We start from the raw sequence: 14,136 nt of genomic DNA on the forward strand, positions 1-14,136 counted from the left end.
ACCAGTTCGGCTACGAAAGATTTGTCCACGACTGCATCTCCCGCGAAAAATACGCGTTCAATAATGGACTTGCTGAGGGCGAAGCTCGCGGAAGAGCTGCTGGACTTGCGGAAGGTAAACGCGAAATGGCTCTTGAAACAGCAAGGCGTTTTCTTCAAATGGGGTTACCTGTAGAACAAATTGCCCAAGGGGTTGGGCTTTCTGTTGAGGAAATCAAACGACTCTCATAAAAAAACACCGCACTGCGGGTTTCAATGCGGCCTTTCTTGTAATTATAACAAATTATTATCTGTGGACATTGCCGAAACATGACTTTTTTTTCAAATAAATAAGTGTACTGGAAAGAGAGAGAGCACTCATCTCTTCTTTCTCCCATCTTATTTATCTGGAGGAAGTCATGAAAAAACGACTTCGAAATAAAAAACGCAATCGTGTTAGTTCAACCCGCGAACGAGAACCGAAACGTACTTACCGCGACAGCCTTTTCCGCACGATTTTTGGCGGCAAGGATGAACGAAGCAAACGCTGGCTTCTTTCACTCTACAATGCGCTTAGCGGAAGAAACCACACAAACATCGAGGACCTGGAAATCACCACGCTCGAAGATGTGATTTATGTCTCGATGAAAAACGACCTGTCGTTCCTGATTCACTCGCAGATGTGCCTGTATGAACATCAATCGACAGTGAATCCTAACATGCCACTCAGAGGAATGCTGTACTTCTCGCAATTGTACCAGCAGTACATCGACAAGCACAAAAAGAACCTCTACGGCAGCGTGCTTGTGAAAATCCCCGCTCCACAGTTCATCGTGTTTTATAATGGCGACGCGGAACAGGCGGACACCATCAAGTATAGGCTCTCTGACGCATTCATCACAGAAGACAGTTCTTCAAAAGATGATGAAACTTATGATGCAGATTTTGAATGGACCGCAACCGTGATAAATATAAACAAAAATCACAACGAAAGTCTTTCAAAAAACTGCGAGCCGTTGTATCATTATCGTAAGTTCGTAAATCAAGTAAAGGAAAATCTTTCGAGCGGAATGAGTTTTGACAGCGCAGTTAATGAGGCCGTTGACTTCGCAATCAAAAGCGACTTCCTTGAAGGATTTTTCCGGGAGAATCGCATGAAGATTTTGGATGACATTTATACAGAGTTTGATCAGGAATCTTACGATGAAACACTCCGAAACGATGGCCGCATAGAAGGTGCACGAGAAAATGCCATCGCAAATGCGAAGAACTTGATTCTCATGCATATTCTTACTCCAGAGCAGATTGCACAAGCGGTTTCCATTCCTCTAGAACAAATACTTGCGCTCAAAGAGGAGCTTACACGAGAGGCGGTTGCTACCACGAATTAACTTAAAATCTGTCCGGCTCTTTTCAAAGTTGGAATTGGAGTCTTGCATTTGCTGAGTAGAGCTTGTTTTTATGGCTTTCAGAGGATTTGCAAAACTCGACATTTGACATGATACATTTTCAGGAATCATGCCTGCTCCATAAAGAAGGTTTTGGCATGATTCCGAGTGAAAATATATTGTAATATTGCTACTTCTGTTTTACTTCGCCCATGAGAGTTGTTCCATCGGCGAAGTGTGCAATTGTTGTGTAATAATAACCGTCTGGGATATCTTTATAATTATCACTTCCATAGGTAAAACTTGTGTTTGTTGTACCAGTATAAGTAACAATACCAGTTTCCTGAGCTCTAGCTTCCCATTCACGGATATATTGTTCAGTAGTTGCAGTTCCAAAACGCTCAGCATAAAGCTCAGAACTAAAGTCTCTTGAACAGTACATAGTATGAACAAACACTGGATTATCTGTAAATATCTGGTAACCGTTAGCTCCCACTATCCAGTTTTTATTATTGCAGACGATTTCATTAGCAGTGCCCTTGTAACGAAGATAATCTGGATAAACATAGAGTGGCTGACTCTGAACAATTTCAAAATTATTTCTTCCATAACCAGAACCTTCGTACCAAACTGTACTAGTATAATTTACAATAACTTGCATAAATTGGTTTTCATAATCACTGCAATCGACAGAATAGTAATACCTTGTTTCAGCAGCTATATTACCAACATAGAAACTATCTGTACCATTCACATCTTTCATTCGAGCAATTGTTGATCTTTGATAAGTAGGGCTATCAAATTCTACACACGGAGTCCATGAATTATCCGCAAGTTTCTGTATATTTACAAAATTTCCATGAATATGCTGTTCATCATTCTGTAGTTCGTTAGCAACAGGATATGATTCTGTTCTACGATGAATTCGTCCATAAGGCTGTGCAGAAACCTTAATCTGGTCTACAGATTCAACAGTTTCAAAACTGACTTCCGGAACATAATTTGCAATATAATATCTCATTAGATAAGGTGCAACTTTCAGATAATTATTTTTCAATGGAGAATTATCTTCAAGATATGAGTATATATAATAATCTCCAAAATCAAGGCCAGCATATGGAATAGTCAAATATGCAGTTTCATTATAATATGTATCTGTTAGAGTAGATATAGTTTTATTGAATTCACCAGCATCAAGTTGCTCTTTAGTCAGATTTACACCGTAAGATTTAGGAACCACATAACAAGTAATTGGGTTAGGATTAGGAGACCTTTTTAACAAACCATTAATGTCATAAGGTTCTCTTCGTGCATCATATTCTCCATTAAGCCATCCCCATGCTTGTAGGAATAATCTATAATTTCTATAATCATTAAATGACGCATGATTGTTTATGCCTCCGGTTATAAATGGAGGCTGATTATCAACAAGAGTCAAGTCAAGAGTCTGCTCGTCACTTTTTGCACATTCATTTCCCTGCGAGTCTAAAGCAACAAGATAAACAGTCTTTACAGTACCAGTTTTTACCCTGATATTTCTACCATCATAAAAACATTCACTGGCGTCATTTCTATCTCTGATTTCATCCAATCTAATAATATATCTATACTGAGAATAATCATAATCTTCATCTGAATATTCAATATCGATATCAAAGGTTGCGTATCCAGTATTAGGTTCATATATGACCTCACCAGCTTCATAACTTGAATCCGGCAGCGTCATTGTTGGAAACTGTATACTGTCATCTGTAGGTGCCGTCACACCATTATAGTAAGCAAATGGTTTTGAAATACATAAAGGTCTATAGTCCTTAAAAGCATAATCCAAATGACCTTTTTTACCTAATTGCGCAATAACCCAAGGGAACAAATAATAAGTTCCTTCACCATCGATATCAGGATCGTGTCCAGAAGTTCCTTTCCAATATTGTTTTATCTCATCTTTTGAAGGATTAGGAACAGTCGAAAAATAAAGTATTGGTTCATCATTTTCTCGCGGGTCCGTAACTATTATCCTATCATCTAGATAAATACTATGCCCCATTAGTCCAGCAATGTATGTACTTTTGTAAAAAGGAAGTTCCAGTTCTTCAATGATACCATTTTCCTGCTCTACTTTAGCTCTTAATATATAGTCTTTATCGATATCTCTCTTTATATTACTAAGTGCTGTGTTGATTCTGTCTTTCAAATCGTAGTCTGTCCCAATATTACTACTAAACACTTCACCTTTATTAACATCATCCTCATATAAAGTAACTGTCAGATAGCGTGAAGTATTTAAATATGTGGTACCATAATGCTTATAGAACTTATCGCTATAAATTCGGAATTCTGAAAAAGTGAAATCAGCCTCGTAGCAATTTTTCTCACTGTTATAAACAGGAACTATTGTTTGAAAATCATTTTTAGTGTAAATCAATATTTTATCTAAGCGCACATTATTTTGAGTGTCTTTAATGACATAATAATCTTTTTCAGTTTTATTTCCCTCGTTATCCCAAAGACTTATCGTAAGTTTAAACAGACCATCTGCAGTTGTATGTTCAGAGTCAAAATCATATATGAACGCATAATTATACACTGTATTTCCATTGGTATCGTTGTCATATGAATCTACAATTCTAAATGAACGAGTTGAACTTGTTTCCTGAGCCACATAACCGCCTTCATTATCTTTCTTATAAGTTTCTGTTACCTGAACTTCTTTGATTCCGCTTTCCAAATCATACCCTGAAAGAGTAATATACACTGAAGAAACATGGTTCGTACTATAAGTACCCCAACCATTTGAATATCTTAAAATTTTTTGCCAAGAACTTTCAGGTTGATTAGAGAGTTCCCGATAAAAATGAGCACTCGTATCATTTGTAGAATAGAGATGAATATCAGAAATAACTGGAGGATTTGTTTCCTGAGAGCCAGAAACAAGACAATTTATTGCCAGAGAATTGTATATTTCTTCACTTGGGCACAGCGGATGTCCATCTTTATCTGTAATAGATTTTCCATTAGCATTCAAAGTTATTGTCATTGCCAGCTGGTTATTTTCATTTTTCACAAGATTTCTAAACGAACTTGTTGGAATAAGTATAAGTTCTGTGGAATCTGTTGAACTTTTCCATCTTTCATAAAAGTACTCTTCGTAATGGATTCCATTCTTACCAGTCTTTGTAATTGTAATCGAGCCTGACGGTGATAAAATCTCCGATGCAGCGTCTATTTCTTTGTTAAATTTGAGATGTATATTAGAGTAACTGTTGAATGAATTTACGCTAAACAAGTCAACTGTACCATTCAACTTCACGCTCTGAACTATAGGCACAAGATATGATTCAGCCTTAACCGTTACATTATCAACCTGCTCATAAATATACATTTTTGTTGAGATAGCTGAAGGATCTGCTATTTTGATTTTTGATTCGTCAATATCATCTCCGGCAGAATCTTTTACTGTCCAGCCTGTAAACTGATAACCTGATGTTGGGGTAAATTTCAAATCAATTACATCACCGAGATTATAAGAAGTGTCTGTTACATTAAGATTTCCACCATCGGCCTCATAAGTAACGGAAACTTTTTTGCTTGATGTCGAATCTATTTCATAACGGCCAGAATATTCTTCTTCCATATAAATTGGATTATCACCGTCTTTATAATAGAAGATAGCTGGAACCGTAACGGTAATTGTTTTTTTGGTATTTAGTCCAGTAACATCAAGAAGTTTTGTGTTTTTAATCGTGATTATATTTCCGCTCAATGAACGAGTTTCAAAGAAATCACTGACATCATTTCCAGCCATTGTAATTTTGATTCTGTTCAGAAGCGATGAACATGCAACATCAAGATTTTTGTTGAATTCAATTGTAATCGTTGAATCTTTTGGATTTACATTGTTTGAATTCGGCGTAAACCCGGTAATCGCAGGCAACAACACATCCTTCGCTGAAATATTGATTCCCCAGCCGCTTGTTCCTGAACCGACTGCGTCATTTGAGAAAATTGTGGCTTTGGCGGGATTTGTGCTGTCGATTGTGAGTGTAAAATATGTTTTTGTGCCGCTTCCGTTCTTTACTGTGATTGTGCCGCTTGTTACATAGCCAGATGGGCTTACCGTGTAGCCTGATGTTGCAGATTCGACTTTCCAGCCTGCAAACTTATAGCCAGCTACGGCCGGGAATTCAAGATTCAGAGACTCCTCAATGTTCATCTCCTGATTTGTTCCGCTTGAATGGAATGTGCCGTTAACGCTAATCTGTCTTCCTGTAACTGCCGCATCTGTTGTCGCAAAACGCACTTTTGTTTTTGTCATTGTCGAGCTGTTTACTCTGTACGACCAGCTGAAATCTTCATCAGCAACGGTGATTTTTGTTTTGCCGTCGGCTGCCATGTAGTAAATCTTATCGTGTGGAACTGTTACGGTCACGGTTTCAAACGAGTTGTTTACCGGGAGCATTTTGGCAGGTGAGAGAGTGACTGTCTTGTTGTCACTTGAAATGCTTGTAGAAAAATATGTGGTCTTGTTGAAATTTGAAGCGGTATATGTTACGAGCACTGCATCTTTTGTTTCGGCATTTATTTCATGGTCAAATTCGAGCACAATCGGCTCGTTTTTGGCGAATTCGGTGAGAGCATTTTCATTATACGGAGAGACTTTTGAAATTGACGGTCTTTTGTAACAAATCGCCGTAATGTTAAGTGTTGCGGCCTTGTTTGCAGTGATTACCGCCTCCTGCGATGATGAATTTGAATCTTTGAATGAAACCGCATCTGTGACGACATTTCCATCCGAATCAGTGATTTCCCAGGCATAGAACTGATATCCTTCAGCAATCGAATGAGAAATCGAAACATCTTCGCCGATATTGAATTCTTCGTAATTATTATGATTTACGATTCCTGCGGCAGTTGCCGGTGAAAAGGCTGCCCCATCCTCACCGTTTTTGACGCTGAAATTTGCTTTTAATTTTGCATTCGTGCTGTGGTCGACCGTAAAATCAAAAGAGCTTTCTTTGAGGCTGATTTTTGTTGCGCCATCGATATAATACAAATCTTCCGGAACTGTTACCGCGATGATTTTTTTGCTTCCCTTTGGAACTGAAATCATTGCTGTGTTTTTAAGAGTGATTGTGTTTCCGTCAAGAGTTCTGGTCGTGTAATATGCGTCGAGGCTGTTTCCGTCTGAACTTACACGGATTTTGTTAAGGAGTTCGGCACACTTTGGCTCCAAATTCTTATTGAATTTGATTACGATGTCCGAATCCTTTTTGCTTGTTCCTTCTGATGAAGGGCTTGTTTCTCTTATTACTAGTTTTTCGCTGACATTTGCGCTCACCACGGCAGGAACTGCATCATAGGCAACGATTTTTGTTGAAAGAGCGGTTTTGTCTGCGATTGAGATTTTGTCTTCATGAACATTTATGGTCCAGCCATTGAACTGCCAGCCTTCGTTCAATTCAAAGGAAATTGTTCCTTCCTGCCCGATTGAATATTCACCTCTCGTAGAAGAAAGTTTTCCAGAGCCGCTTGCCGCTGTAAAGGTTACGGTTGCTTTTTCGTTTGTGCTTGAGTCGATTTTATAGTCGAAAGTGAATCCCTTTCCGCCAATCGAGATTTTTTTGCCGTCTGCATTCAGATAATAGAAATCAGCCGGAATTGCGACAGTTACGGTCTTTGTCTGGCCTGATGCCACATCAATCATGTTTGATTTGTCGGCCGCAAAAGTGACTGTATTTGCACTCACTCTCGGTGCAAGGAAACTTGATTTTACAGGAAAGCCGCCGACCGTAATTGTAATATTGTCGAGCTGTGCGATTCCTTCTTCATCGTCCGGCAAATCGTTACTGAAAGTCAATATAATAGAAGAATTCTTGCTTACGACCTTTGTTTTTTCCGGGCTGTATTCAGAAACTCTAAGTCGCGGTGCACAAATTGCTTTAATCTGAGTAGCATTTAAATTATCTGTTTTTTCCATTACGGTTGCCGTTGTATCAGCACTGTCTTCATCGGCAACACGGATTATGCTTGGATTATATTCCCATTTTACAAACTGATAATCTGGATTTTCGGTGAAACCAAGCGTGATTTTCTGACCGATTGAATAATCTTTTGAACCGGCAAGATAAACTGTGCCTTCGGTCGCATTACTTGTAAGGTTTACGGTTGCCTTTTCATCGGTTGCTTCCGTGATTCGATAGCTCCATGATTTGTCTGAACTCATCGAAACACCTTTTTCATCTGTAATATCTTTTGAAATTGTAACGCTTACGGTTTTATAAGATACGCCTGCCTCAAATTCAATCTGATTCTTTTTATCGACTGCAATTGTGAGGAATTTTCCTTCGATTGTTGGCCTAAGAAAGTGCTCAGCGATTGAAATTCCGTCCGAAGTAATTGAGATGTTCTTGAAGAAAACCTGACCGTTATATTTGTATGCCCAGATTTCATATTCGTCATCGTCTTCATCCAGGATTTCTTCTGCACCGCTTGGGATTTCGCTGTTCTTAAAAATAAAGCTTGATTTTGATGGGGCTTTAGTGAATTCCACGATGATTGAGCGGTCGCGGCTTACACCATTCGGCTCGTATTTTGGACTTGGCTCGCCGGCAAAAGCCAGTCGCTCTGCACACAACGGCTTGATTCGGATGTCTTTTGAATCGATGGTGATTTTTGCCTTTGTTTTGACAGAATATGCGTCTTCAAATTCTACGCCTTCGATTTCTTCACCGCTTTCTTTGGAAACGGCAATCCATTTTGAAAAACTGTAGCTTGAATTCTCGGAGAAAGAAAGTTCAAAATCATAACCGACCTTTGCAGTATAATTGCCCGAAGGAAGAGTTGAGCCAGTGCCTTCGTCAGAAGAAACCAAAACGGTTACGGAAGCGGCTTTGGCAAAAGCGATGTCTGCATCAAGCTGTTCCTTGAAATCTCCGCCCTCAAAAATGTTATTGCAGGAAAGGAATAAAAGCGGTAAGGCAATACATAGTAATACCCCCCCCCATACAAATGAAAGTTTTTGTTTAGATTTTTTGCGTGGAACTTTTTCATGTTTGTCTCCGTATATGTTTTTGTAATGTGAACAATTTTAAGCAGTATTTAAAATTATAACACAATATTATCAAAAAACAAATACGGAGAAAAATTCTACAAATCCTGAGCGAATTTTAAGTCGTCTTTTCGGCTGATTTTAGCGTTCAAAGGTGAATCGCACACGAAGTCACCGTTCAAATCAACGTCGCCGCTTGAAACGATTTTTACCCGAACCAGACGGCCTGTTTTGACAGCCTCGCTTTCTGATTCAGAACTTCGGTCATAACGCACGACAACGCTTCCGTCAACTTCTGGAGCCTGGAACCATGCCCTGCCGATTGCAAGTCCTTCATCAGGATTTTCCTGACTCTCGGAAAGCACTTCCTCAATCAGAATATCGTATTCCTGACCACAGCGGGTTTTGAGCCTTTCGCGAGTGATTTCTGCCTGAATTTCAACAAGTTCCGAAGCGCGTTTTTCGGCTGTTTTATGAGGAACCTGTTTTTTAAAACTATATGCGGGAGTATCGTCTTCTTTGGAATATGCAAAACAGCCGCTCCAATCGGTCGCAGTCTCGTTTAGGAAAGTCTTTGTGTTTTCAAAAGAACTCTCGCTTTCACCAGGGAAGCCTGCAAGGAAAGTGGTTCGAATTGCGGCATCAGGGAAAGTTTCGCGGATTTTTGCAATAAGCGCTTTATATTTTTGATGAGAGCCTACCCGGTTCATCGCTTTGATGATTTCATCATCGCCACTCTGGAAAGGAATGTCAAAATAATGCAGGAATCGTGAATCAGCTTTCATAACCGGAAGAATGTCTTCATTAAAGTGATCCGGATGAATGTAAAGCAGACGGACTGCAAAAGTTCCTTCGATTTCAGAAATCATTTTGATAAGGCGAGCAAGCCCTGATTCAGAATTAGACGCGGATTCACACAGATTCACGCGGATATTATTTCCATCATCATTTAATCTGCGTTCATCTGCGTCCATCTGCGTCAAAATTTGACTTCCAGGCGTGCCGTTCGGCAGGAAAGTTCTTCCGTCACCAAAACAATTGTCATCGGCACCTGTGCCATAGGCGGCCAAATCCTGACCAATCAGATTGATTTCATAAACGCCTTTTGAAACCAGAAGTTTGATTTCTTCTATTATATCGGCGGCTTTTCGGCTTCGTAAATTGCCACGGATAATCGGAATTGCACAGAATGAACAGCGGTTATTGCAGCCTTCAGTGATTTTTACGAAAGCGGTACCAGGGAATGAAAGCAGCAAATCTCTGTCGCCACAGCAAACGCCTTTCTGCTCCGGAACGAGCACCGGCCGTTCGTCCTTCATCAGTGGTTCAATGACCTTGTAAATCTGGCTCAAATCACCGTTTCCGAAAAAGCCGTCTGCTTCAAGAAGTTCATCCTTTAAATCGTTTGCATATCGCTCTGCAAGACAGCCCGCCAGAAGAATCTTTGCTTTTGGGTACATTTGCCTTGCGCTCATTACTGCGTTAATGCTTTCGGTTTTAGCAGATTCAATAAATCCACAAGAATTGACAACGATTAGATCAGCTTCTGTTGGTTCAAAAGTCTGAACCCAATCCTTTTTTTTGAGAAGATTTATGATAAGTTCGCCATCAACCTGATTTTTGGCGCATCCATGCTGGTCAATAAAAAATTTCATTCTAGTCCAAATCTACGATTACAATCTTGTAGCGTCCATCTGTGTCTTTAATCCACTTGATGTCCTGAGCAACAACTTCACCTGCACGCTGAACAACCAAATCATAAGTCTTGCTGTTAGCGACAACCTGCAATTTGACGGCATTTCCATTTGAAATCCACATTCTGATTCCGTTGCTTGCCGTCATGTTTACGATGTCGCCACTTGCGAAGTAATCTTCAACAGTTTCTTTTCGGTCTGGTCGGTATCGGAACAAACAACCGCCACGGAATGAGGCATTGATTGTGAACGGATAAGCTCTTGTGTCTGAGAAGATTTCGATTCGGTTCTGCTCTTTCGGCAAATCTTCTGCATTCGGAATTTGATTTTCGTCTGGAGAAGCAACCGCAATATTTGAAGAATTTTTGAGCATAATTTTGACTTCTGCACCACGATCAGCATTTTTCTGTGATACATCAGAGACATAAACGATAAGCTCTGGAACAGAATTTCCGTCAACATCAAGCTCCATTTCTTCGGAAAGTTCTACATACTGAACACCTGCCGGAGTTTCGAGACCAAAAATACCTTCGGTTTCAGCAACAGTGAGGAAAATGTTACCCTTGTCGCTTCCCATAATAAGCTGGTCGCTTTTGAAAAGTCTGCCCGAGAAGGGTTTTTCCGTGAGCTCATATTTTTTGAACTCAGTTCCCCGTGTAGCAGATTCATCTTCGGCTTTTTCAGCAATTTTTGCCTTTATGAAAAGCGTGAGGACTACAACAAGAGCGGCAAAAGCAAGCACTCCCAAAGTCACGATAAGAGGAACCAAAAAGCGAGGCCTTTCCCGTGCCGTCAATGCAAGCGGCGGCGGCGACTCCTGAATCTTTTTTGCATTGTAGAGAGTCAAAACATGATTAGAGTCAATGTCCAGATACTCGGCGTAATTTTTTAAGAATCCGACAAGATACGGTTCTCCAGGAAAAACTGCGGCATTTTCTTCTTCAAGAGCTGCAAGATATTCCTGTGCGATGGAAGTTTCTCTGGCAATCACATCATATTCGATGCCTTTTTCTTCCCTAGTCTTTTTTAAGAGTGCTCCGTAACTTTCCATTTTTTACTCCGAAAACAGGAAATTGTTGTAATTGTTTGCCGATGTCGGCGGGTCATAAATGAAGCGTTGATCCGAAATTCCATTGTTCAGAATGTAATTTTTGAAATCAAAGGTAAAAACTTCATTCTGAGGCGTAGTTGCCTCTATTCTTCTGATTAGCATTGTGCTCTGAGAAACAGACATTTTAATCGTGCTGAATGCTTCTGTCATGTTTCTTCGTCGCAAAATCAGATTTACTACAAGTTCTTCACTTCCCTCTTCGAGAGGCACTGCTTCCTGGCCAGTTTCGTATGCCGGTGAATAGTAGCGACCCAAAAGAGCAAGGCCCTGTGCAGTAGCAAGGTTCGCACCGTTATTTGAAGAATTGTCAACGCTCTGATTTAAGATTGCCGCACTTTCCGGAAGGTAAATCGTGAGCAAATCGCCGTTAAAGCAGATGACCTGTTCTTCAGGACTTGAAAAATCGATTCTGAGCAGATTGGGCGACTTGTACGAGACATGCCCGGTCATATTGTTTTTGCCGGCCTTGATGTCCAAATCAGCCTCATAATCCTTGACGGTCGCATAGTTTTCTGAGACCGACTTAAAGAAAGAAGAAGCAGTAAGAATTCCCTGCGCAAAAACAGATGATGACAAAAGCGATAAAAGAACAGCGAAATGTACTGCCAGCAATTTTTTCATTCTTTTGCCTCCGATTCTGCGTTTTCTGACACAGTTTTTTCTGATTCAACATTTTCTGTCACAGTAGATTCAGCTTCCGCATTTTCTGCCTGTGCAGACGCATTTTCTTTTAACTCTTCACAGTGCTCGTGAGCCTTAATGATTTCATTGAATTCTTTGGCTTCCATTGTTTCAATTTCGAGCAAGCGTGTTGAAATGTATTCGAGCAGAGAGCGTTTTTCGCGCAGCAATGCAAGAACATGCTCATAGCGCTCGTTGATTACACGGGCAATTTCTTCATCGATGAAGTTCTGTGTTTCCTCACTGAATTCTCGCACGAGATTAGGCTCACCGCCCCGGTTACCCAAAACGCCCTTACCCAAAGTCATGTTCTTAAAGCGCTCGCTCATACCGTAATCAGTAATCATCTGCTTGATTATGTCTGTGGCACGGGCAATGTCATTTGAAGCACCAGTTGAAACATCACCGAGGATGATTTCTTCTGCGGCACGACCGCCCAATGCAGAATCAACCTCATTAAGCATGTCTTTTCGCGTCATGAAGTGCTTTTCTTCTTTTTCTTCACGGAACTGCGTAAATCCGCCGACACCATTTGAACGCGGCACAACAGTGATTTTATTGACCGGCGTGTGGTCCGGAGTGAATGCCGCAACCAAAGCATGACCTGTTTCATGGACGGCAACAAGCTTCATTTCTTTTTCATTTTCTTTGCGGCTCTTCTTTTTGAGACCGATGCTGACTTTATCAATTGCCTCGTTAAAATCAGTCATTGAAACTTTATCGTGGCCGTTACGAACTGCGAGAAGAGCAGCTTCATTGACCACATTGGCCAAATCAGCACCAGCAAAACCGACCGTTCCATGAGCAAGAGATTCAAAATCAACACTTTCATCGATTTTGACATTTTTTGCATGGATTTTAAGAATTGCCTCACGACCTTTTACATCAGGACGCTCAACCGGAACCTGACGGTCAAATCGGCCTGGACGAAGTAATGCCGGATCAAGGACATCAGCACGGTTTGTAGCCGCAAGAATAATCAATCCCTTTTCGTTGTCAAAACCGTCCATTTCAACCAGAAGCTGGTTCAAAGTCTGTTCGCGCTCATCATTGCTTGAAAAACCGTTCATTCGGCTCTTACCGATGGCATCAATTTCATCAATAAAAATGATACAAGGAGCCTTTTCGCGGGCCTGCTTGAACAAATCACGGACGCGTGAAGCACCTACGCCGACGAACATTTCAACGAAATCAGAACCAGAAATGCGGAAGAAAGGAACTCCCGCTTCACCAGCAACAGCACGCGCAAGCAAAGTTTTACCTGTTCCCGGAGGACCTACAAGCAAAACGCCTTTCGGAATTTTACCACCGATGTCCGTATACTTTTTTGGAGTCTTTAAGAAATCAACGACTTCGACAAGTTCATCTTTTGCCTCATCGACACCCGCAACATCAGCAAAGCGAGTTTTTACCTTTCCTTCATCAACTGCCTTGGAACGATTTCCGCCGCCAAAGACAGAGCCCAAACCGCCCATTCCGCCAGCCATCTTTCTGAAAATAAAGACATAAGCGCCCACAAGAATCAGAACAGGGAGAATATTGAAAAGAATCTGAAGGAAAATGCTAGTCTGCTTTCTGACAAATTTGTAAGGAATGCCCTTTTCATCGAGAAGATGAATCAAATTCTCTGAAAGATAAAGATAACCGGTAGTGCGGTAGTGCTTTCGGTTTGAAAACTGAGACTGCACCTGCCGTTTAGCCAGAGAAAACGGTTTGATTACCGAATTGTCCTGCTCAAGGCGTGAAGTCGGAAATTCTTCTGCACCATAGCCGACAAAACCTGTTTCCTCAAAATCAACCTTAACAATCTTGTCGTCTTTTACGAGCTGAACGAATTCGGAATAATCAATAGGTTCGTCATCGGTCTTCTGCAAAAGGAATGTGTTTACGAAGGCCAGCATAAGAACGACCGCTACCATCAAAGTGAAGAACGGAAATTTGAACGGTTTTTTGTTGCGGTCAGGGTCATCTCCATCACCAGAATTTGGGTCAAGCTTGAAAAAATTGTACGGATCATTATCAAGCTTTTTTTTATCATCATTTCGTTTATTTTCGTTGTTTTCAGCCATCTGTCTTCTCAACTCAAAATTATGGGAAATCAGAAAAACGAAGGCTTTCCCAGATTCCCTTTATACTTCATAATAATATAGAGAAAAATCGCCATTTAGTGAATAGAAAAGAAGAAAATAGAATAAAAAACTAAAGTGGTGAAGTCAAATTCCGAAAATAAAAGGGA

General features: G+C 40.5%; 7 protein-coding genes. 2 read left to right on the forward strand and 5 right to left on the reverse strand.

The annotated features are described in order from the left end of the window. On the forward strand, positions 1 to 230 hold a 230-nt coding region (locus Q0Q74_RS03835), incomplete at its 5' end, for a hypothetical protein (protein ID WP_367268324.1). A gap of 167 nt (positions 231 to 397) precedes the next feature. Beyond that, complete coding sequence (locus Q0Q74_RS03840; protein WP_294428699.1) at positions 398 to 1,369, forward strand: Rpn family recombination-promoting nuclease/putative transposase; 972 nt, start codon at positions 398 to 400, stop codon at positions 1,367 to 1,369. Between the two features lie 187 nt (positions 1,370 to 1,556). Here Q0Q74_RS03840 and Q0Q74_RS03845 read toward each other — a convergent pair whose 3' ends face one another. From Q0Q74_RS03845 to ftsH, 5 genes are all read right to left on the reverse strand, one after another. After that, a complete protein-coding gene (locus Q0Q74_RS03845; protein ID WP_294428700.1) occupies positions 1,557 to 8,237 on the reverse strand; it encodes an Ig-like domain-containing protein in 6,681 nt (2,226 codons plus the stop codon). A gap of 275 nt (positions 8,238 to 8,512) precedes the next feature. Continuing rightward, positions 8,513 to 10,069 carry a MiaB/RimO family radical SAM methylthiotransferase gene (locus tag Q0Q74_RS03850; protein WP_294428702.1) on the reverse strand — a complete coding sequence of 519 codons (1,557 nt, stop codon included), beginning with the start codon at positions 10,067 to 10,069 and terminating at the stop codon, positions 8,513 to 8,515. Position 10,070: 1 nt separating this feature from the next. Then, complete coding sequence (locus tag Q0Q74_RS03855) at positions 10,071 to 11,159, reverse strand: helix-turn-helix domain-containing protein (protein WP_294428704.1); 1,089 nt, start codon at positions 11,157 to 11,159, stop codon at positions 10,071 to 10,073. A 3-nt stretch (positions 11,160 to 11,162) separates the two neighbouring features. Further along, a complete protein-coding gene (locus tag Q0Q74_RS03860) occupies positions 11,163 to 11,840 on the reverse strand; it encodes an outer-membrane lipoprotein carrier protein LolA (RefSeq protein ID WP_294428705.1) in 678 nt (225 codons plus the stop codon). After that, complete coding sequence (ftsH, locus tag Q0Q74_RS03865) at positions 11,837 to 13,969, reverse strand: ATP-dependent zinc metalloprotease FtsH (RefSeq protein ID WP_294428709.1); 2,133 nt, start codon at positions 13,967 to 13,969, stop codon at positions 11,837 to 11,839. Before ftsH ends, Q0Q74_RS03860 begins: the two co-directional genes overlap by 4 nt. Between the last annotated feature and the right edge of the window lie 167 nt (positions 13,970 to 14,136).

The organism is uncultured Treponema sp., from assembly GCF_946187725.1.
Taxonomy (GTDB): Bacteria; Spirochaetota; Spirochaetia; order Treponematales; family Treponemataceae; genus Treponema_D.

What these genes read in the sequence shown, in the direction of transcription:
- Q0Q74_RS03840 (WP_294428699.1), top strand. Translation starts at nt 398, where the DNA reads ATGAAAAAACGACTTCGAAATAAAAAACGCAATCGTGTTAGTTCAACC.
- Q0Q74_RS03850 (WP_294428702.1), bottom strand. Translation starts at nt 10,069, where the DNA reads ATGAAATTTTTTATTGACCAGCATGGATGCGCCAAAAATCAGGTTGAT.
- Q0Q74_RS03855 (WP_294428704.1), bottom strand. Translation starts at nt 11,159, where the DNA reads ATGGAAAGTTACGGAGCACTCTTAAAAAAGACTAGGGAAGAAAAAGGC.
- Q0Q74_RS03860 (WP_294428705.1), bottom strand. Translation starts at nt 11,840, where the DNA reads ATGAAAAAATTGCTGGCAGTACATTTCGCTGTTCTTTTATCGCTTTTG.
- ftsH (WP_294428709.1), bottom strand. Translation starts at nt 13,969, where the DNA reads ATGGCTGAAAACAACGAAAATAAACGAAATGATGATAAAAAAAAGCTT.